20 protein-coding genes and 2 pseudogenes are annotated in these 19,013 nt (G+C 38.2%); 19 read left to right on the top strand and 3 right to left on the bottom strand.

Annotation, left to right across the window (positions count from 1 at the left end; all coding sequences use genetic code 11):
• Positions 1-124: 124 nt before the first annotated feature.
• The gene (locus tag ADH49_RS10325) at positions 125-358 is read right to left on the bottom strand and encodes a hypothetical protein (protein WP_239681809.1); all 234 of its coding nucleotides are present in this window, start codon (positions 356-358) and stop codon (positions 125-127) included.
• 999 nt (positions 359-1,357) lie between these two features.
• Between ADH49_RS10325 and ADH49_RS01680 the strand changes: the two genes are divergently transcribed.
• The 16 genes and pseudogenes from ADH49_RS01680 to ADH49_RS09645 all read left to right on the top strand — a co-directional run bounded on the left by ADH49_RS01680 (position 1,358) and on the right by ADH49_RS09645 (position 16,734).
• On the top strand, positions 1,358-2,368 hold the full coding sequence (locus tag ADH49_RS01680) for a site-specific integrase (RefSeq protein ID WP_082161849.1): 1,011 nt from the start codon (positions 1,358-1,360) through the stop codon (positions 2,366-2,368).
• Between the two features lie 370 nt (positions 2,369-2,738).
• Positions 2,739-3,053, top strand: coding sequence for a YdcP family protein (locus ADH49_RS01675; protein WP_000420682.1), 315 nt, complete (start codon positions 2,739-2,741; stop codon positions 3,051-3,053).
• Positions 3,054-3,068: 15 nt separating this feature from the next.
• Positions 3,069-3,455, top strand: coding sequence for a YdcP family protein (locus tag ADH49_RS01670; RefSeq protein ID WP_000985015.1), 387 nt, complete (start codon positions 3,069-3,071; stop codon positions 3,453-3,455).
• A gap of 28 nt (positions 3,456-3,483) precedes the next feature.
• A complete protein-coding gene (locus ADH49_RS01665) occupies positions 3,484-4,869 on the top strand; it encodes an FtsK/SpoIIIE domain-containing protein (RefSeq protein WP_000813488.1) in 1,386 nt (461 codons plus the stop codon).
• 2 nt (positions 4,870-4,871) lie between these two features.
• Positions 4,872-5,024, top strand: coding sequence for a hypothetical protein (locus ADH49_RS09655; protein ID WP_000879507.1), 153 nt, complete (start codon positions 4,872-4,874; stop codon positions 5,022-5,024).
• 22 nt (positions 5,025-5,046) lie between these two features.
• Positions 5,047-6,252, top strand: a pseudogene (gene mobT, locus ADH49_RS01660) (MobT family relaxase).
• 42 nt (positions 6,253-6,294) lie between these two features.
• Entirely contained in the window at positions 6,295-6,516 is a 222-nt protein-coding gene (locus tag ADH49_RS01655; protein WP_001009056.1) for a hypothetical protein, read from the top strand.
• Positions 6,517-6,632: 116 nt separating this feature from the next.
• Entirely contained in the window at positions 6,633-7,130 is a 498-nt protein-coding gene (locus tag ADH49_RS01650) for an antirestriction protein ArdA (RefSeq protein WP_048688546.1), read from the top strand.
• An 88-nt stretch (positions 7,131-7,218) separates the two neighbouring features.
• A complete protein-coding gene (locus ADH49_RS01645; protein ID WP_000723888.1) occupies positions 7,219-7,611 on the top strand; it encodes a conjugal transfer protein in 393 nt (130 codons plus the stop codon).
• Positions 7,595-10,042 (top strand): ATP-binding protein, encoded by a 2,448-nt coding sequence (locus ADH49_RS01640; protein WP_000331151.1) that lies wholly within the window; start codon positions 7,595-7,597, stop codon positions 10,040-10,042. The genes ADH49_RS01645 and ADH49_RS01640 overlap by 17 nt, the downstream gene beginning before the upstream one ends.
• Before the next feature lie 2 nt (positions 10,043-10,044).
• Complete coding sequence (locus tag ADH49_RS01635) at positions 10,045-12,222, top strand: CD3337/EF1877 family mobilome membrane protein (RefSeq protein ID WP_000804748.1); 2,178 nt, start codon at positions 10,045-10,047, stop codon at positions 12,220-12,222.
• A complete protein-coding gene (locus ADH49_RS01630) occupies positions 12,219-13,220 on the top strand; it encodes a lysozyme family protein (RefSeq protein ID WP_000769868.1) in 1,002 nt (333 codons plus the stop codon). The genes ADH49_RS01635 and ADH49_RS01630 overlap by 4 nt, the downstream gene beginning before the upstream one ends.
• On the top strand, positions 13,217-14,152 hold the full coding sequence (locus tag ADH49_RS01625; RefSeq protein ID WP_001224320.1) for a conjugal transfer protein: 936 nt from the start codon (positions 13,217-13,219) through the stop codon (positions 14,150-14,152). Before ADH49_RS01630 ends, ADH49_RS01625 begins: the two co-directional genes overlap by 4 nt.
• Positions 14,153-14,465: 313 nt before the next feature.
• Positions 14,466-14,513: pseudogene (locus tag ADH49_RS10465) on the top strand (hypothetical protein); the annotation flags it as partial.
• 15 nt (positions 14,514-14,528) lie between these two features.
• Complete coding sequence (gene tet(M), locus ADH49_RS01620; protein WP_019418832.1) at positions 14,529-16,448, top strand: tetracycline resistance ribosomal protection protein Tet(M); 1,920 nt, start codon at positions 14,529-14,531, stop codon at positions 16,446-16,448.
• Positions 16,449-16,566: 118 nt separating this feature from the next.
• Positions 16,567-16,734 (top strand): cysteine-rich KTR domain-containing protein, encoded by a 168-nt coding sequence (locus ADH49_RS09645; RefSeq protein ID WP_000336323.1) that lies wholly within the window; start codon positions 16,567-16,569, stop codon positions 16,732-16,734.
• A gap of 59 nt (positions 16,735-16,793) precedes the next feature.
• Here the strand turns inward: ADH49_RS09645 and ADH49_RS01615 are convergent, their stop codons facing one another.
• Positions 16,794-17,147 (bottom strand): helix-turn-helix transcriptional regulator, encoded by a 354-nt coding sequence (locus tag ADH49_RS01615; protein WP_001227347.1) that lies wholly within the window; start codon positions 17,145-17,147, stop codon positions 16,794-16,796.
• A gap of 504 nt (positions 17,148-17,651) precedes the next feature.
• Between ADH49_RS01615 and ADH49_RS01610 the strand changes: the two genes are divergently transcribed.
• Together ADH49_RS01610 and ADH49_RS01605 are read left to right on the top strand one after the other, a co-directional pair.
• Positions 17,652-18,074 (top strand): sigma-70 family RNA polymerase sigma factor, encoded by a 423-nt coding sequence (locus tag ADH49_RS01610; protein ID WP_000804885.1) that lies wholly within the window; start codon positions 17,652-17,654, stop codon positions 18,072-18,074.
• Complete coding sequence (locus tag ADH49_RS01605; protein ID WP_000857133.1) at positions 18,071-18,301, top strand: helix-turn-helix domain-containing protein; 231 nt, start codon at positions 18,071-18,073, stop codon at positions 18,299-18,301. The genes ADH49_RS01610 and ADH49_RS01605 overlap by 4 nt, the downstream gene beginning before the upstream one ends.
• Before the next feature lie 225 nt (positions 18,302-18,526).
• Here the strand turns inward: ADH49_RS01605 and ADH49_RS10320 are convergent, their stop codons facing one another.
• A complete protein-coding gene (locus ADH49_RS10320; RefSeq protein ID WP_001845478.1) occupies positions 18,527-18,778 on the bottom strand; it encodes a hypothetical protein in 252 nt (83 codons plus the stop codon).
• Here ADH49_RS10320 and ADH49_RS01600 point away from each other — a divergent pair.
• Entirely contained in the window at positions 18,762-18,965 is a 204-nt protein-coding gene (locus tag ADH49_RS01600; RefSeq protein WP_000814511.1) for an excisionase, read from the top strand. The genes ADH49_RS10320 and ADH49_RS01600 overlap by 17 nt on opposite strands.
• The last annotated feature ends 48 nt before the right edge of the window (positions 18,966-19,013 follow it).

Raw genomic sequence — 19,013 nt, 5'->3', positions numbered from 1 at the left:
ATTCATCTGTTATATTGTTGGCAAACCAATCATCTAATACAATGGCTTTATCAAATAATCTATCTTATCTATTTTAAAGACAAATTTACCACAAAAACACACTGAGATACTCGTCCCAGTATGTTTATTTCATTTTGGATAACTTCATCAATAAACTTAAGCGTTCATCATTTTTGAGCTCTGATAACAAGCAAATCAACCGCTCATATCCAAGTTCTTTCTTCTGCTTGATTAATGAATTCATCACAGCCACCAAATCTTCTGGCGTAAAATTCCTTAAGTAAAGTGTAATATAACTTCCATTATTAGAAAATAGGCTAACATGAATTGCATTATGTTCTTTTTGTCTAATTTTCATTCCTCCTGTAGACTCCCTAATATAGAACTCATACACTGTCTTTTTGGGGTAGCAATCAAATGAGTTTTCGAATTCTCTGCGATTTTTATAGAGAATATAATTCATGAGTGAATAATATTTTAGAAACATAGTGGTTTCCTCCTTAAGTATTATCATAATTATAGTATGCCATTTTTTCCAAATTATAAAAATAAAATATTTTAAAAAACGAAAAACGCATTGTTTCACTTATTGAATTTTTTTGTACTTATCCTCTTTCTCTCATTTCTAATTTTTTACGATTCTGATTTTTCTGTGTGTTTAGCGTTGACAGAAACGTATGTGTAAGTCACGCTAAACACACAGTACCATGTAAAAGTGAATAACGTAAAATAATCTTATCCTAATTTTTTTGTTTTGTTTTTTGTGGCATACTAATATTATAGAAATAATTGATTGAGTAGAGACGTAACTAATATAGCTACGTTTTTATGTTTTAAAAGGAGGTAGCTATCGTGGAAACAGCAGGTTTTAGCTGGGTTAGGAAAGAACCAGTTTTGTATTTTATTTACTAAAAAAATATAAATGTATAGATAATAAAAGTAATGTCAACAGCAGTTTTAAAAAAGTTTTTTGATCGAAACAAAGTAAACAATAAAAGTAGAGAAACGAAAGTAAATAACAAAAGTCTAAAAATAGAATACAAAAAACTAGCTTAACTCAGTCGCCAAATTCAGAGCATTTAAAACTGAAAATTTTTAACAAGAAAGAACAACAGATTTTATCTGTAAGATGGAACTCTACATCTTATTTGAATTGAGTCAACTTGTCATGTTGTAAAATGACTTGGTTATCTTCTTAGCCATCAATTAAGAAGCGCCCTCAGCAAAGGGAAGATACTACATCAGTGAATATAAGCTTAAGTCACTGCACTACTTCAACTTGAATTAAAAAAAAACTTAAGAATTTTCTTAAGATCTTCTTTAAAAGTGGACAATCTACAATAGAAAGGAAAGAACTATGGCAAAGAAGAAACGTAGTCGTGCTGAACGACGAAAAGCTAAAGAGAAAGCTAAGAAACAACAGATGAATTCTCTAACAACTTTTGAGGGTCGGAAACAATTCGTCCAATCAAAAGGATTGACTAATCTAGTCACGCGCTTTAAAAAAGGAAAGGGTATCAAGCGAAATGAATCCAAAAAAACGGGAGAGGACATTCATTTAATCCATACCGACCGAACTCTTCATAACTACGCTGGTTCCTGGAGCAGATTTGCTTCCTTTGTTGCCTCAATAACTACTGCCGAAGATTTAGAAGCTCTTGATAAATCTAACGATATTGAGGGATGGATTGACTTAGTGAATCAATACTTAGAACATTGTAAGAAATTAGGGCTTTCTGCTCCAACCCAGTCAACCTATAAAGCAGCATTAGCCAAAGTTTTAGGTGTATCTTCCACTACTTTTGTTGCAACGGATATTCGATATAGAGCCGACAAAAAGAATAATCGTTTGAAGTCTAATGACGACAGGATGTCTGAAGAAACAAATAATCGCTGGTTCTCAATCGTATCTGCCACTGGGTTACGTAAAAATGAATTAAAAGCTATTACAGGTGATTCTCTACATCAACGTGAAGATGGTCGATACTATCTTAAAATCATTGGTAAAAAGCATAAATCAAAAGGAGCACGAGACCGATGGATTCCGATTATTACGCGAGACAAAGAAGAATTAGAAAGGCTTGTTGAAGAATTTAAACTAGCTGGTAAAAAGCGTGTGTTTCAAGTTCCAACTGCTTTAAAACCTCATAAATATCGTGCAGAATACGCAAAACGTCTTTATCTTCTTGTCGCGAGAGATCCCAAAGACATCAAAGATAAAAAAGAAAAAATTTATCTACGAGGCGAATTAAAAGGTGTTGTCCTTGATCGAAAGGCTTGTTTAATTGTATCACGTGCTCTCGGACACAATCGACCAGAAGAATTTCAAAAGTCCTATGCTTATAAGTTAATCGCACAAGCAAACTAAGTAACTTTTTTAAACATTATTATATTTTTATCGTAAAAATAGCATAAAAATCTAGTTATCCGCATAAAAACTGGACTTATCACACTTTATCAAGGTCAAAACCACTCAATTTACTACTAATTTACTACTTATGAATGAGCTTTGATACGACGATTTATCCTTGAAAAGTGAAGATATAAAGATACTTCCAATAAAATTTGAATATTTAATAGGTAGACACTTCAAAAAATGAGGTGTCTATTTTTTTACCCGATTTTGAAAGGAAGTGAACTTATGAAAACAAAAAATCAAGAATCAAAAGGTCGTTCCCCACTCTTTAAGACCATCAAACATTCATTCAGCCAATAAAAAAGAAAGGATAGGTAAAAATATGGAACTTAAATTTGTGATTCCCAACATGGAAAAAACATTCGGCAATTTAGAATTTGCTGGCGAGGATAAAGTCGTTCAGCGAAGAATCAACGGACGGCTAACTGTCTTATCAAGAAGCTATAATCTCTATTCTGATGTTCAAAGAGCAGATGATATTGTGGTGGTGCTTCCTGCTGAAGCTGGCGAAAAACATTTCGGCTTTGAGGAACGTGTGAAGTTAGTCAATCCACGTATTACCGCAGAGGGCTACAAAATCGGCACTCGTGGTTTTACAAATTACCTTTTACATGCTGACGACATGATAAAAGAATAAAGAAAGAGAGGAAAAATGATGAGATTAGCAAATGGCATTGTATTAGATAAAGACACGACTTTTGGAGAATTGAAATTCTCTGCTCTACGTCGTGAAGTGAGAATCCAAAATGAAGACGGGTCGGTTTCAGATGAAATCAAGGAACGTACCTATGACTTAAAATCCAAAGGACAAGGACGCATGATTCAAGTAAGTATTCCTGCCAGCGTGCCTTTGAAAGAGTTTGATTATAACGCACGGGTGGAACTTATCAATCCCATTGCGGACACCGTTGCTACTGCCACCTATCAAGGAGCAGATGTTGACTGGTATATCAAGGCAGACGATATTGTGCTGACAAAGGATTCTAGTTCATTCAAAGCTCAACCACAAGCAAAGAAAGAACCGACACAAGACAAATAGTCGCTAGGTAGAAAGGAGACTTTTTCGCATGAAACAGCGTGGTAAAAGGATTCGCCCATCTGGTAAAGATTTAGTCTTTCATTTTACGATAGCGTCACTCCTGCCTGTTTTCCTGCTGGTTGTCGGACTGTTTCATGTGAAGACAATCCAGCAGATCAACTGGCAGGATTTTAACCTATCACAAGCAGATAAGATTGACATTCCCTATTTAATTATCAGTTTCAGTGTCGCAATTCTTATCTGCTTGCTGGTAGCGTTTGTATTCAAACGGGTTCGCTATGATACGGTTAAACAACTTTACCACCGTCAAAAACTGGCAAAGATGATACTTGAAAACAAGTGGTATGAATCTGAACAGGTCAAAACAGAGGGTTTCTTTAAAGATAGTGCTGGTCGTACAAAGGAAAAGATAACCTACTTCCCTAAAATGTATTATCGACTTAAAAATGGCTTGATACAGATACGGGTGGAAATCACGCTGGGAAAATATCAAGACCAACTCTTACACTTGGAAAAGAAATTAGAGAGTGGCTTGTACTGTGAGCTGACGGATAAAGAGTTAAAGGATTCCTATGTGGAATATACTTTGCTCTATGACACCATAGCCAGTCGTATTTCTATTGATGAAGTAGAAGCTAAAGATGGTAAACTTCGCTTAATGAAAAACGTATGGTGGGAATATGATAAGCTCCCTCATATGTTGATTGCTGGTGGTACAGGTGGCGGTAAAACTTACTTTATACTGACACTGATTGAAGCCTTGCTTCATACAGATTCAAAACTGTATATTCTTGACCCGAAAAATGCTGACCTTGCGGACTTAGGTTCTGTGATGGCAAATGTCTACTATAGAAAAGAAGACTTGCTTTCTTGCATTGAAACATTCTATGAAGAAATGATGAAACGTAGTGAGGAAATGAAGCAGATGAAGAACTATAAGACTGGCAAAAATTATGCTTACTTAGGTCTCCCGGCACACTTCTTAATCTTTGATGAATACGTCGCTTTCATGGAAATGCTGGGAACAAAAGAAAACACCGCAGTTATGAATAAGCTGAAACAGATTGTCATGTTAGGTCGTCAAGCTGGCTTCTTTCTAATACTGGCTTGTCAACGTCCAGACGCAAAATATTTAGGCGACGGAATCCGTGATCAGTTTAATTTCAGAGTGGCTTTAGGTCGTATGTCTGAAATGGGCTATGGCATGATGTTTGGCAGTGACGTACAAAAGGATTTCTTCTTAAAGCGAATCAAAGGTCGTGGCTATGTTGATGTAGGAACAAGTGTCATATCAGAGTTTTATACTCCCCTTGTACCAAAAGGATATGATTTCTTGGAGGAAATTAAAAAGTTATCCAACAGCAGACAGTCCACGCAGGCGACGTGCGAAGCGGAAGTCGCAGGTGTGGACTGATCTTGCTGGCTGGTGTGGCAATAGCCACGCCAGCACTTAACCCCCCGTATCTAACAGGGGGGTACAAATCGACAGGAAACAGTCAAAAAAACATTAGAAAATCCTTTGGTTACAAGGGATTTACAAAATTTCAGCGTATGTCAAATGGGCTTTAAAAGTTGACATACGCCTTTTTGATTGGAGGGATTTTTACTGAATGAACAAACTTGGTTACAGCATTTAAAAGAAAAACGCTTGGCTTATGGACTATCTCAAAACCGTTTAGCTGTTGCGACTGGTATTACAAGGCAGTATCTAAGCGATATTGAAACAGGAAAAGTCAAGCCATCAGAGGATTTACAGCAGTCCCTTTGGGAAGCTCTGGAACGCTTCAATCCCGACGCTCCCCTTGAAATGCTGTTTGATTATGTAAGGATTCGCTTTCCGACAACAGACGTACAGCAGGTGGTCGAAAACATCTTACAACTGAAACTGTCCTATTTTCTTCATGAGGACTATGGTTTCTATTCTTATTCAGAGCATTATGCTTTAGGCGACATATTCGTCCTTTGCTCCCATGAACTGGACAAAGGAGTTCTGGTGGAATTGAAAGGTCGTGGGTGCAGACAATTTGAAAGCTATCTTCTGGCACAACAAAGAAGCTGGTATGAGTTCTTTATGGACGTTTTGGTGGCTGGCGGTGTGATGAAACGCCTTGACCTTGCCATTAACGATAAGACAGGGATTTTGAATATCCCTGTACTCACTGAAAAGTGCCAACAGGAAGAATGTATCTCCGTCTTCCGCAGTTTTAAAAGCTATCGCAGTGGCGAACTGGTACGCAAAGAGGAAAAGGAATGTATGGGAAACACCCTCTATATCGGTTCATTACAAAGTGAAGTTTATTTCTGTATCTATGAAAAGGACTACGAGCAGTACAAGAAAAATGATATTCCCATTGAAGACGCAGAAGTAAAAAACCGTTTTGAGATTCGATTGAAAAATGAGCGTGCCTATTATGCAGTCCGTGATTTACTCGTCTATGACAATCCAGAGCATACCGCCTTTAAAATTATCAATCGGTATATCCGTTTTGTAGATAAAGACGATTCCAAACCTCGTTCTGATTGGAAACTGAATGAAGAATGGGCTTGGTTTATTGGGAACAATCGTGAACGATTAAAACTAACCACAAAACCAGAGCCTTACTCCTTCCAAAGGACGCTGAACTGGCTATCTCATCAAGTTGCCCCGACCTTAAAGGTTGCGATTAAACTTGATGAAATCAACCAGACGTAGGTTGTAAAAGACATTCTCGACCATGCGAAACTGACAGACCGACACAAGCAGATTTTGAAGCAACAGTCAGTAAAAGAACAGGACGTGATAACAACAAAAAAATAACTCAAATACAAATTCATTGAATATAGAGAGGAGAACATTTTTATGAATTTTGGACAAAACCTTTATAACTGGTTTCTATCAAACGCTCAATCACTGGTGCTTTTAGCAATCGTTGTGATTGGCTTGTATCTTGGCTTCAAGCGTGAGTTTAGCAAACTGATTGGCTTTTTAATTATTGCGATTATTGCGGTTGGCTTAGTCTTCAACGCTGCTGGAGTAAAAGACATTTTACTAGAGCTATTCAATCGCATTATTGGTGCTTAAATAAAACCGTTCTTTTGTGGAATATAAGTGGTTTTCTTATGTTCCGCAAAGGAATGGTACACCAAACGAAGTGCGGTAGGGATTTTTGAATCTCTACAAAGAAAGGACGTGAATATATGGACGATATGCAAGTCTATATTGCGAATTTAGGCAAATACAATGAGGGCGAATTGGTCGGTGCGTGGTTTACCTTTCCCATTGACTTTGAGGAAGTCAAAGAGAAAATCGGCTTGAATGATGAATATGAGGAATACGCCATTCATGACTACGAGTTACCCTTTACGGTTGACGAATACACTTCCATTGGCGAACTCAATCGACTATGGGAAATGGTATCGGAATTACCCGAAGAATTACAATCGGAGCTATCTGCTCTGCTCACTCATTTTTCAAGCATTGAAGAACTAAGCGAACATCAAGAGGATATTATCATTCATTCCGATTGTGATGATATGTATGACGTGGCACGCTACTACATTGAAGAAACGGGTGCTTTAGGCGAAGTACCAGCTAGTCTTCAAAACTATATTGATTATCAAGCCTATGGTCGGGATTTAGACCTTTCAGGAGCGTTTATCTCAACCAATCATGGGATTTTTGAAATCGTCTATTAAATCTGTCGGTACATTACTACTGGCAGATTTTCTATTTTACGGGGTGGCTCAATCAGCTACCCCTATTTTTTATGAAAGGATTGATTACATGAAGAAAATACGAAGCTATACCAGTATCTGGTCTGTGGAAAAGGTACTGTATTCTATCAATGATTTTAGACTTCCGTTTCCCATAACCTTTACGCAAATGACATGGTTTGTCGTGTCACTCTTTGCAGTGATGATACTTGGCAACTTGCCCCCTCTTTCCATGATAGAGGGAGCATTTCTCAAATACTTTGGGATTCCTGTGGCTTTCACATGGTTTATGTCTACAAAAACTTTTGATGGTAAAAAGCCTTATGGATTTTTGAAGTCTGTCATTGCTTATGCACTGCGACCAAAGCTGACCTATGCAGGAAAAAAAGTAACGCTTGGCAGAAACCAGCCACAAGAAGCCATTACAGCAGTTAGGAGTGAATTTTATGGCATATCCAATTAAATACATTGAAAACAATCTCGTCTGGAATAAAGACGGGGAATGTTATGCTTACTATGAGCTTGTTCCTTACAATTACTCATTTCTAAGTCCAGAACAGAAAATACAAGTGCATGATTCTTTCAGACAGCTTATCGCACAAAATCGTGATGGCAAAATTCATGCTTTACAAATCAGTACAGAATCCAGCATACGTTCTGCACAAGAGCGTTCCAAAAATGAAGTCACTGGCAAGCTCAAAGCGGTTGCCTATGACAAAATCGACCAACAGACAGACGCTTTAATATCCATGATTGGCGAAAATCAAGTGAACTACCGTTTCTTTATCGGCTTTAAGTTGCTTCTCAACGATCAGGAGTTTTCTATGAAAAGTCTTACCGTTGAAGCAAAAAATGCTTTGTCTGATTTTGTCTATGATGTGAACCATAAGCTGATGGACGATTTTGTTAGTATGAGTAATGATGAAATCCTGCGTTTTCAGAAGATGGAAAAGCTCTTAGAAAATAAAATCTCTCGTCGTTTCAAAATCCGCAGGTTAGATAAGGACGACTTCGGCTATCTGATTGAACACCTTTACGGACAGACAGGCACTGCCTATGAAGAGTATGAGTACCATCTATCAAAGAAAAAGCTGGATAATGAAACGCTGATTAAATACTATGACTTGATTAAGCCTACTCGCTGTTTGGTGGAAGAAAAACAGCGATATTTGAAAATCCAGCAGGAAGATGAAACCGTCTATGTAGCTTACTTTACCATTAACAGCATTGTCGGAGAACTGGACTTCCCGTCCTCTGAAATCTTCTACTACCAGCAACAGCAATTTACATTCCCGATTGATACGTCAATGAATGTGGAAATTGTAGCGAATCGTAAAGCCCTATCTACTGTCCGCAATAAAAAGAAAGAACTGAAAGACTTGGATAACCACGCTTGGCAAAGTGATAATGAAACCAGCTCCAATGTGGCGGAAGCTCTGGAAAGTGTGAATGAGCTGGAAACCAATTTAGACCAAAGCAAGGAATCTATGTACAAGCTGTCTTATGTGGTAAGGGTATCAGCAAATGATCTTGACGAACTCAAACGTCGTTGTAATGAAGTGAAAGATTTTTATGACGATTTAAGCGTAAAACTGGTACGACCATTTGGGGATATGCTCGGCTTACATGAAGAATTTTTACCTGCCAGCAAGCGTTATATGAATGATTATATTCAATACGTGACCTCTGATTTCCTCGCTGGTTTAGGTTTTGGTGCTACTCAAATGCTGGGGGAAAATGAGGGGATTTATGTTGGCTACAGCTTAGATACTGGACGCAATGTCTATCTGAAACCTGCTCTTGCCAGTCAAGGGGTTAAGGGTTCAGTAACCAATGCGTTAGCGTCGGCTTTTGTTGGTTCGCTGGGTGGTGGTAAATCCTTTGCGAATAACCTTATCGTCTATTATGCGGTGCTTTATGGGGCACAAGCAGTGATTGTAGACCCAAAAGCAGAACGTGGCAGATGGAAAGAAACCTTGCCAGAGATTTCCCATGAAATCAATATCGTCACTCTGACTTCTGATGAGAAAAACAAAGGCTTACTTGACCCTTATGTGATTATGAAAAATCCCAAAGATTCTGAATCACTGGCTATTGATATTCTGACATTCCTTACGGGGATTTCCTCTCGTGATGGGGAACGCTTCCCAATCCTTAGAAAAGCCATTCGTGCAGTAACCAATAGTGAAGTACGAGGGTTGATGAAAGTGATTGAGGAATTACGGGTTGAGAATACGCCACTAAGTACCAGTATAGCCGACCATATCGAAAGTTTTACAGACTATGACTTTGCACATTTATTATTCAGTAATGGTTATGTGGAGCAGTCTATCAGCTTAGAAAAACAACTGAACATTATACAGGTTGCGGACTTGGTACTTCCCGACAAGGAAACTTCCTTTGAGGAATATACCACTATGGAGCTTTTATCCGTTGCTATGCTGATTGTCATTAGTACCTTTGCTTTAGACTTTATCCATACAGACCGAAGCATTTTCAAGATTGTAGATTTAGACGAAGCATGGAGCTTTTTACAGGTAGCACAAGGAAAAACACTATCTATGAAGCTGGTTCGGGCTGGTCGTGCTATGAACGCTGGGGTATATTTCGTGACCCAAAATACAGACGACCTCTTAGATGAAAAACTGAAAAATAACCTCGGCTTAAAATTTGCATTTCGTTCCACTGACCTTAACGAGATTAAAAAGACCTTAGCCTTTTTTGGTGTAGACCCAGAGGACGAAAACAATCAGAAGCGATTGCGTGATTTGGAAAACGGGCAATGCCTTATCAGTGATTTATATGGTCGTGTCGGTGTGATACAGTTCCACCCTGTATTTGAAGAACTGCTCCATGCCTTTGATACCAGACCACCTGTGCGAAAAGAGGTGTAAATGTGAAACCATCAATAGTAAACAGAATAAAATCAAACTGGACGCTGAAACGTCTAGGTAAAGTGGCAATGACAGTGGCTTTCACACTTGTGATTGCCATTTTTCTTTTAGCCATGCTGGGAACGGTGGTTCAAGCTGCGGGCTTGGTAGATGATACGGTCAATGTGGCAAATGAATACAGCCGATACCCACTTGAAAACTATCAACTGGATTTTTATGTGGATAATAGCTGGGGCTGGCTTCCGTGGAACTGGTCGGACGGGATTGGAAAACAGGTCATGTATGGACTATATGCCATTACCAATTTTATTTGGACAATCAGTTTGTATGTTTCCAATGCGACAGGTTACTTAGTACAGGAAGCCTATTCCTTAGACTTCATTTCCGCTACAGCAGATTCCATTGGTAAGAATATGCAGACCTTAGCTGGTGTGAGTGCAAACGGATTTTCAACAGAGGGTTTCTATGTTGGATTCCTCTTACTCTTGATTTTGGTTCTTGGGGTTTATGTTGCCTATACGGGACTGATAAAGAGAGAAACCACAAAGGCAATTCATGCCATTATGAATTTTGTGCTGGTGTTTATCCTATCGGCTTCCTTTATTGCCTACGCTCCCGACTACATTAAAAAAATCAATGACTTTTCATCAGACATCAGTAATGCCAGTTTATCACTTGGCACGAAGATTGTCATGCCCCATTCCGATAGTCAAGGCAAGGACAGCGTGGACTTAATCAGAGATAGCCTGTTTTCCATACAGGTTCAGCAACCGTGGCTACTGCTTCAATACAACAGTTCAGACATTGAAAGTATCGGTATTGACCGTGTGGAAAGCCTGCTCTCCACCAGCCCAGATTCCAACAATGGCGAAGACAGAGAAAAAATTGTTGCGGAAGAAATTGAAGACAGAAGCAATACCAATCTAACCATTACAAAGACCATTAACCGTTTAGGTACAGTCTTCTTCCTATTTGTCTTCAATATTGGGATTTCCATATTTGTATTCCTATTAACAGGAATCATGATTTTCTCGCAGGTACTTTTTATCATCTATGCTATGTTTCTGCCTGTGAGCTTTATTTTAAGCATGATTCCATCATTTGATGGTATGTCAAAGCGAGCCATAACAAAGCTCTTTAATACCATTTTGACACGAGCTGGAATCACATTGATTATTACGACAGCATTTAGTATTTCAACCATGCTCTATACCTTATCGGCTGGTTATCCGTTCTTTTTGATTGCTTTTCTACAGATTGTGACCTTTGCAGGAATCTACTTCAAGCTGGGCGATTTAATGAGTATGTTTTCTCTACAGAGTAACGATTCTCAAAGTGTGGGAAGTCGTGTGATGAGAAAACCTCGTATGCTTATGCACGCTCACATGCACCGTCTACAGCGGAAACTTGGACGTTCCATGACTACTCTAGGGGCTGGGTCTGCCATTGTTACAGGTAAAAAAGGACAGTCGGGTTCGGGGAGTTCTGCAAGGACACAAGCAGATCACTCCCGACCAGACGGAAAGGAAAAATCAACACTTGGAAAACGTATCGGTCAAACCATCGGTACAGTAGCTGATACCAAAGACAGAATGGTAGACACTGCTAGTGGTTTGAAAGAACAGGTTAAAGATTTGCCGACCAATGCAAGATATGCAGTATATCAAGGAAAATCCAAAGTAAAAGAGAATGTCCGTGATTTAACCAGTAGTATTTCTCAAACCAAAGCGGACAGAGCCAGTGGACGCAAGGAACAGCAGGAACAAAGGCGAAAAACCATTGCGAAGCGTCGCTCTGAAATGGAACAGGTCAAACAGAAAAAACAGCCTGCTTCTTCTGTTCATGAAAGACCGACTACAAGACAAGAACAATATCATGATGAACAGACCTCAAAACAGTCTAATATTCAGACTTCATATAAGGAATCTCAACAAGCCAAACAAGAGCGTCCAGCAGTTAAGTCCGATTTTTCAAGTCCAAAAGTGGAACGCCAAGGCAATACCGTTCAAGAAAAAACCGTTCAAAAGCCAGCAACTTCAACCACTACAGCAGATAGAACTTCACAACGTCCAATCACAAAAGAACGTCCGTCTACTGTTCAAAGAGTACCACTACAAAATACAAGAAGTAGACCACCAATCAAAACCGCCACCATTAAGAAAGTCGGTAAGAAACCATGAAGTTGAAAACTTTAGTGATTGGTGGTTCTGGATTATTCTTGATGGTCTTCTCACTGCTTCTGTTTGTTGCCATTTTATTTTCAGATGAACAGGACAGCGGAATTTCCAATATTCATTATGGAGGTGTGAATGTTTCCGCAGAAGTGCTGGCTCATAAGCCTATGGTAGAAAAATATGCCAAAGAATATGGCGTTGAAGAATATGTCAACATACTTCTTGCGATTATACAGGTGGAATCGGGCGGTACTGCGGAAGATGTTATGCAGTCCTCGGAATCCCTCGGTCTTCCACCTAATTCATTGAGTACAGAAGAATCCATTAAGCAAGGTGTGAAGTATTTCAGTGAATTATTAGCCAGTAGCGAAAGGCTCAGTGTAGATTTAGAATCGGTTATCCAGTCCTACAATTATGGTGGTGGTTTCTTAGGGTATGTGGCTAATCGTGGAAATAAATATACCTTTGAACTGGCTCAAAGTTTCTCAAAAGAGTATTCAGGTGGCGAAAAAGTGTCTTACCCCAATCCCATAGCCATACCTATCAATGGGGGCTGGCGATACAACTATGGCAATATGTTTTATGTGCAACTGGTAACGCAGTATCTTGTCACAACAGAGTTTGATGATGATACGGTACAAGCCATCATGGACGAAGCACTGAAATATGAGGGCTGGCGATACGTTTACGGTGGAGCTTCCCCGACTACTTCTTTTGATTGTAGCGGACTGACACAATGGACGTATGGAAAAGCTGGAATTAACTTACCACGAACCGCACAACAGCAATATGATGTGACCCAGCATATCCCACTATCGGAAGCACAAGCTGGCGATTTGGTTTTCTTTCATTCTACCTATAACGCTGGCTCTTATATTACTCATGTTGGGATATACCTTGGCAATAACCGTATGTTTCATGCAGGCGACCCAATCGGTTATGCCGACTTAACAAGCCCCTACTGGCAACAGCATTTAGTGGGAGCAGGACGAATCAAACAATGAGAAAGGAAGATTTAATGATGAAATTTAGAAAAAATCAGAATAAAGAAAAACAGATACCAAAGGAAAAGAAACCTCGTGTCTACTATAAGGTCAATCCTCATAAAAAGGTTGTGATTGCCTTGTGGGTACTTTTAGGGCTTAGTTTCAGCTTTGCGATATTCAAGCACTTTACAGCTATAGATACTCATACTATTCACGAAACAACTATCATAGAAAAGGAATACGTTGATACTCATCATGTAGAAAATTTTGTAGAGAACTTTGCGAAAGTCTACTATTCATGGGAGCAATCCGATAAGTCCATTGATAATCGAATGGAAAGTCTAAAAGGCTATCTGACAGATGAACTTCAAGCTCTCAATGTTGATACAGTACGCAAAGATATTCCTGTATCGTCTTCTGTAAGAGGATTTCAGATATGGACGGTAGAGCCAACTGGCGACAATGAGTTTAATGTAACCTACAGTGTAGACCAGCTCATTACAGAGGGAGAAAATACAAAGACCGTCCACTCTGCTTATATAGTGAGTGTCTATGTAGATGGTTCTGGAAATATGGTACTGGTTAAGAATCCGACCATTACCAACATACCTAAGAAATCAAGTTATAAACCAAAAGCCATTGAAAGTGAGGGGACGGTTGATTCCATTACAACCAATGAAATCAATGAGTTTTTAACGACGTTCTTCAAGCTCTATCCTACAGCGACAGCCAGTGAACTTTCCTACTATGTGAATGACGGGATATTAAAACCAATCGGAAAAGAGTACATCTTTCAAGAACTGGTAAATCCTATTCACAATCGTAAGGATAATCAAGTCACGGTATCGCTGACAGTGGAGTATATCGACCAGCAGACCAAAGCAACGCAGGTATCTCAATTTGATTTGGTACTTGAAAAGAACGGGAGTAATTGGAAGATTATAGAATAACAAATATTGGTACATTATTACAGCTATTTTGTAATCACGTACTCTCTTTGATAAAAAATTGGAGATTCCTTTACAAATATGCTCTTACGTGCTATTATTTAAGTATCTATTTAAAAGGAGTTAATAAATATGCGGCAAGGTATTCTTAAATAAACTGTCAATTTGATAGTGGGAACAAATAATTGGATGTCCTTTTTTAGGAGGGCTTAGTTTTTTGTACCCAGTTTAAGAATACCTTTATCATGTGATTCTAAAGTATCCGGAGAATATCTGTATGCTTTGTATGCCTATGGTTATGCATAAAAATCCCAGTGATAAGAGTATTTATCACTGGGATTTTTATGCCCTTTTGGGCTTTTGAATGGAGGAAAATCACATGAAAATTATTAATATTGGAGTTTTAGCTCATGTTGATGCGGGAAAAACTACCTTAACAGAAAGCTTATTATATAACAGTGGAGCGATTACAGAATTAGGAAGCGTGGACAGAGGTACAACGAAAACGGATAATACGCTTTTAGAACGTCAGAGAGGAATTACAATTCAGACGGCGATAACCTCTTTTCAGTGGAAAAATACTAAGATAAACATCATAGACACGCCAGGACATATGGATTTTTTAGCAGAAGTATATCGTTCATTATCAGTATTAGATGGGGCAATTCTACTGATTTCTGCAAAAGATGGCGTACAAGCACAAACTCGTATATTGTTTCATGCACTTAGGAAAATAGGTATTCCCACAATCTTTTTTATCAATAAGATTGACCAAAATGGAATTGATTTATCAACGGTTTATCAGGATATTAAAGAGAAACTTTCTGCGGAAATTGTAATCAAACAGAAGGTAGAACTGCATCCTAATATGCGTGTAATGAACTTTACCGAATCTGAACAATGGGATATGGTAATAGAAGGAAATGATTACCTTTTGGAGAAATATACGTCTGGGAAATTATTGGAAGCATTAGAACTCGAACAAGAGGAAAGCATAAGATTTCATAATTGTTCCCTGTTCCCTGTTTATCACGGAAGTGCAAAAAACAATATAGGGATTGATAACCTTATAGAAGTGATTACGAATAAATTTTATTCATCAACACATCGAGGTCAGTCTGAACTTTGCGGAAAAGTTTTCAAAATTGAGTATTCGGAAAAAAGACAGCGTCTTGCATATATACGTCTTTATAGTGGCGTACTGCATTTGCGAGATTCGGTTAGAATATCGGAAAAGGAAAAAATAAAAATTACAGAAATGTATACTTCAATAAATGGTGAATTATGTAAAATCGATAAGGCTTATTCCGGGGAAATTGTTATTTTGCAGAATGAGTTTTTGAAGTTAAATAGTGTTCTTGGAGATACAAAGCTATTGCCACAGAGAGAGAGAATTGAAAATCCCCTCCCTCTGCTGCAAACGACTGTTGAACCGAGCAAACCTCAACAAAGGGAAATGTTACTTGATGCACTTTTAGAAATCTCCGACAGTGACCCGCTTCTGCGATATTATGTGGATTCTGCGACACATGAAATCATACTTTCTTTCTTAGGGAAAGTACAAATGGAAGTGACTTGTGCTCTGCTGCAAGAAAAGTATCATGTGGAGATAGAAATAAAAGAGCCTACAGTCATTTATATGGAAAGACCGTTAAAAAAAGCAGAGTATACCATTCACATCGAAGTTCCACCGAATCCTTTCTGGGCTTCCATTGGTCTATCTGTAGCACAGCTTCCATTAGGGAGCGGAGTACAGTATGAGAGCTCGGTTTCTCTTGGATACTTAAATCAATCGTTTCAAAATGCAGTTATGGAGGGGATACGCTATGGCTGTGAACAAGGATTGTATGGTTGGAATGTGACGGACTGTAAAATCTGTTTTAAGTATGGCTTATACTATAGCCCTGTTAGTACCCCAGCAGATTTTCGGATGCTTGCTCCTATTGTATTGGAACAAGTCTTAAAAAAAGCTGGAACAGAATTGTTAGAGCCATATCTTAGTTTTAAAATTTATGCGCCACAGGAATATCTTTCACGAGCATACAACGATGCTCCTAAATATTGTGCGAACATCGTAGACACTCAATTGAAAAATAATGAGGTCATTCTTAGTGGAGAAATCCCTGCTCGGTGTATTCAAGAATATCGTAGTGATTTAACTTTCTTTACAAATGGACGTAGTGTTTGTTTAACAGAGTTAAAAGGGTACCATGTTACTACCGGTGAACCTGTTTGCCAGCCCCGTCGTCCAAATAGTCGGATAGATAAAGTACGATATATGTTCAATAAAATAACTTAGTGTATTTTATGTTGTTATATAAATATGGTTTCTTGTTAAATAAGATGAAATATTTTTTAATAAAGATTTGAATTAAAGTGTAAAGGAGGAGATAGTTATTATAAACTACAAGTGGATATTGTGTCCTGTATGTGGAAATAAAACACGATTAAAGATAAGGGAAGATACTGAATTAAAAAAATTCCCCCTCTATTGTCCGAAATGCAGACAAGAAAATTTAATTGAAATAAAGCAGTTCAAAGTAACTGTGATTACAGAGCCAGACGCAAAGACGCAGAGCCGATAAAATGAGATTAATACAATCTCATTTTATCGGCTCTTTCCGTTATGTATGGATTCTTTTAATTAGTCTTCGATGTTTCTTGCTTCGTTGATACCGCTGGCTAAAGATTCCATTAAGGATAGTTCTTTGTCTGTAAAGCTATCCATGTATTTCTCTATCTGTAATCGTCGGGTGCTTTTTACCAAGTTATTAGCAGGTAAGAAAAATTCATCAACGGAAACATGAAGTAACGATACAAGGTCATAAAGAACTTGTATGCTGGGGTGTTGCCCTTTATTTTCAATATTAGTTAAGTACCGTGGGTCAATTTCAATCAATGCTCCCACTTGTTCACGAGTTAAACCTCGTTTCAATCGAGCTTCTTTAATGGCTAAACCAAAGGCTCTAAAATCATATTTATCTTCTTTTTTACGCATAGTAGACCACCTCTATACATTTTATTGTTCCTACTGAATTAAAAACAGGTATAGAAAAACGTGTTATATGGTTTATAGGTTTATATTTAATAAAAAGCACTACTAAACGCCAATAAAAAAAACCGTTATATGGTAGTGCTATTTACGCTGTTAAAATATTGTATATTACTTCCAAATGGCGGTTTGTTGGAGGTCAACGTCGCCATGAAGTACATCATATACAATAAATTTCCTTACATTGGGTTCTTGTCAAAAAAAGTCGTCTATCTGCAATAGATAAGTACGTCCACCAATGTGGTTTTATAAATCATATAGATAGAATAACAGAAGCATGTAAACAGAGAAATAAATCTGTTTATATGCTTTTTTGGCTATTCAGAACTTTTTTACAAAGTTTATTTATCAGTAATGCAACAAATCCCCCTTTCACATTGGGACTAAGAGTGAAAGGAGATAAACGAGCAAGGCTCACTTCCTTTCCTAGACAGAAAGGGGGTGAGAAACATGAAACCATCTTCTTTTCAGACCACAATAGAAAATCAGTTTGACTATATCTGTAAACGTGCTATGGAAGACGAGCGAAAGAATTATATGCTTTATCTTTCAAGGATTGCAAAGCGTGAGGTGTCCTTTTCGGATGTTGGCGATTATCTTGTTAGCCAGTTTGCGACAACAGATAACTATTCAACTGACTTTCAGATTTTTACACTCAATGGGTTATCAGTAGGCGTTGAAAATGATTTGTTGAGTGAAGCATTACGTGAGTTGCCAGACAAGAAACGTGAAATTCTACTGCTGTTTTACTTTATGGACATGAGCGATTCAGAAATTGCAGACCTGTTGAAATTGAACCGTTCTACTGTCTATCGGCATAGAACCAGTGGACTAGCCTTAATTAAAAAGTTTATGGAGGAATTTGAAGAATGAAAACACAATATCCTATGATTCCCTTTCCTCTCATTGTAAAGGCAACAGATGGCGATACCGAAGCGATTAACCAGATTCTACATCATTACAGAGGGTACATAACGAAGCGTTCCCTACGACTTATGAAAGATGAATATGGCAATCAAAGTATGGTCGTTGATGAAGTCTTACGTGGAAGAATGGAAACCAGACTGATTACAAAGATTTTGTCATTTGAAATTAAGTAATATCCTCTCTCCTTTCGTGGAAGCGTGCTAAACCATTCCACGCTTCCCGAACAGGGAGGTTTGTTATTCCACCAAAGCATATTGAGCTTTCAATGTGTTTTGATAGGCTAACGAGCCATTGTTCTTTGAAAACTGAATAAAAGTAATCGAATACGTTTCGATAAGAAAAGAGCCAACGGAACTAACCGCCATGACCTATCTTATAAAGATAGCGAGCGATTCATGTTAGTGATCCGAGAAGCAATCTTTAGCAGGATTGCCTGCAACGACATTCTTATCGTGATAATGATACTCCCATACAGTCAATAGTCCGAGCGTGATAAAACCGTCGCAGGCAATGAGTATGGCTACATGAGAACCATGCAGGGGTGGAACTCCCGTGAGCTTTGCTAAAGCTGTTCGATTGCTGGTAAAACAACTTTTATGAAATCCAAATAAGTGATTTGGAAAGGAGGATTTTATGAAGCAGACTGACATTCCTATTTGGGAACGTTATACCCTAACCATTGAAGAAGCGTCAAAATATTTTCGTATTGGCGAAAACAAGCTACGACGCTTGGCAGAGGAAAATAAAAATGCAAATTGGCTGATTATGAATGGCAATCGTATTCAGATTAAACGAAAACAATTTGAAAAAATTATAGATACATTGGACGCAATCTAGCGTCGCCAAAGGGTCTTGTATATGATAAAATAGTATTAAGTCGTATCA

It is taken from the genome of Streptococcus sp. 400_SSPC (genome assembly GCF_001072745.1).
In the GTDB taxonomy this organism is placed as follows: domain Bacteria; phylum Bacillota; class Bacilli; order Lactobacillales; family Streptococcaceae; genus Streptococcus; species Streptococcus xiaochunlingii.
This window is presented reverse-complemented; position numbering and strand designations above follow the sequence as displayed.

Excerpts from the sequence above, each read along its gene's own strand:
- ADH49_RS10320 (WP_001845478.1), bottom strand. The coding sequence starts at position 18,778 with ATGTCAGTCTGCTTCATAAAATCCTCCTTTCCAAATCACTTATTTGGA.
- ADH49_RS01610 (WP_000804885.1), top strand. The coding sequence starts at position 17,652 with ATGAAACCATCTTCTTTTCAGACCACAATAGAAAATCAGTTTGACTAT.
- ADH49_RS01615 (WP_001227347.1), bottom strand. The coding sequence starts at position 17,147 with ATGCGTAAAAAAGAAGATAAATATGATTTTAGAGCCTTTGGTTTAGCC.
- ADH49_RS01650 (WP_048688546.1), top strand. The coding sequence starts at position 6,633 with ATGGACGATATGCAAGTCTATATTGCGAATTTAGGCAAATACAATGAG.
- ADH49_RS01665 (WP_000813488.1), top strand. The coding sequence starts at position 3,484 with ATGAAACAGCGTGGTAAAAGGATTCGCCCATCTGGTAAAGATTTAGTC.
- ADH49_RS01625 (WP_001224320.1), top strand. The coding sequence starts at position 13,217 with ATGAGAAAGGAAGATTTAATGATGAAATTTAGAAAAAATCAGAATAAA.
- ADH49_RS01640 (WP_000331151.1), top strand. The coding sequence starts at position 7,595 with ATGGCATATCCAATTAAATACATTGAAAACAATCTCGTCTGGAATAAA.
- ADH49_RS10325 (WP_239681809.1), bottom strand. The coding sequence starts at position 358 with ATGAAAATTAGACAAAAAGAACATAATGCAATTCATGTTAGCCTATTT.
- ADH49_RS01675 (WP_000420682.1), top strand. The coding sequence starts at position 2,739 with ATGGAACTTAAATTTGTGATTCCCAACATGGAAAAAACATTCGGCAAT.
- ADH49_RS01630 (WP_000769868.1), top strand. The coding sequence starts at position 12,219 with ATGAAGTTGAAAACTTTAGTGATTGGTGGTTCTGGATTATTCTTGATG.
- ADH49_RS01600 (WP_000814511.1), top strand. The coding sequence starts at position 18,762 with ATGAAGCAGACTGACATTCCTATTTGGGAACGTTATACCCTAACCATT.
- ADH49_RS01605 (WP_000857133.1), top strand. The coding sequence starts at position 18,071 with ATGAAAACACAATATCCTATGATTCCCTTTCCTCTCATTGTAAAGGCA.
- ADH49_RS01655 (WP_001009056.1), top strand. The coding sequence starts at position 6,295 with ATGAATTTTGGACAAAACCTTTATAACTGGTTTCTATCAAACGCTCAA.
- ADH49_RS01645 (WP_000723888.1), top strand. The coding sequence starts at position 7,219 with ATGAAGAAAATACGAAGCTATACCAGTATCTGGTCTGTGGAAAAGGTA.
- ADH49_RS01670 (WP_000985015.1), top strand. The coding sequence starts at position 3,069 with ATGATGAGATTAGCAAATGGCATTGTATTAGATAAAGACACGACTTTT.
- ADH49_RS01680 (WP_082161849.1), top strand. The coding sequence starts at position 1,358 with ATGGCAAAGAAGAAACGTAGTCGTGCTGAACGACGAAAAGCTAAAGAG.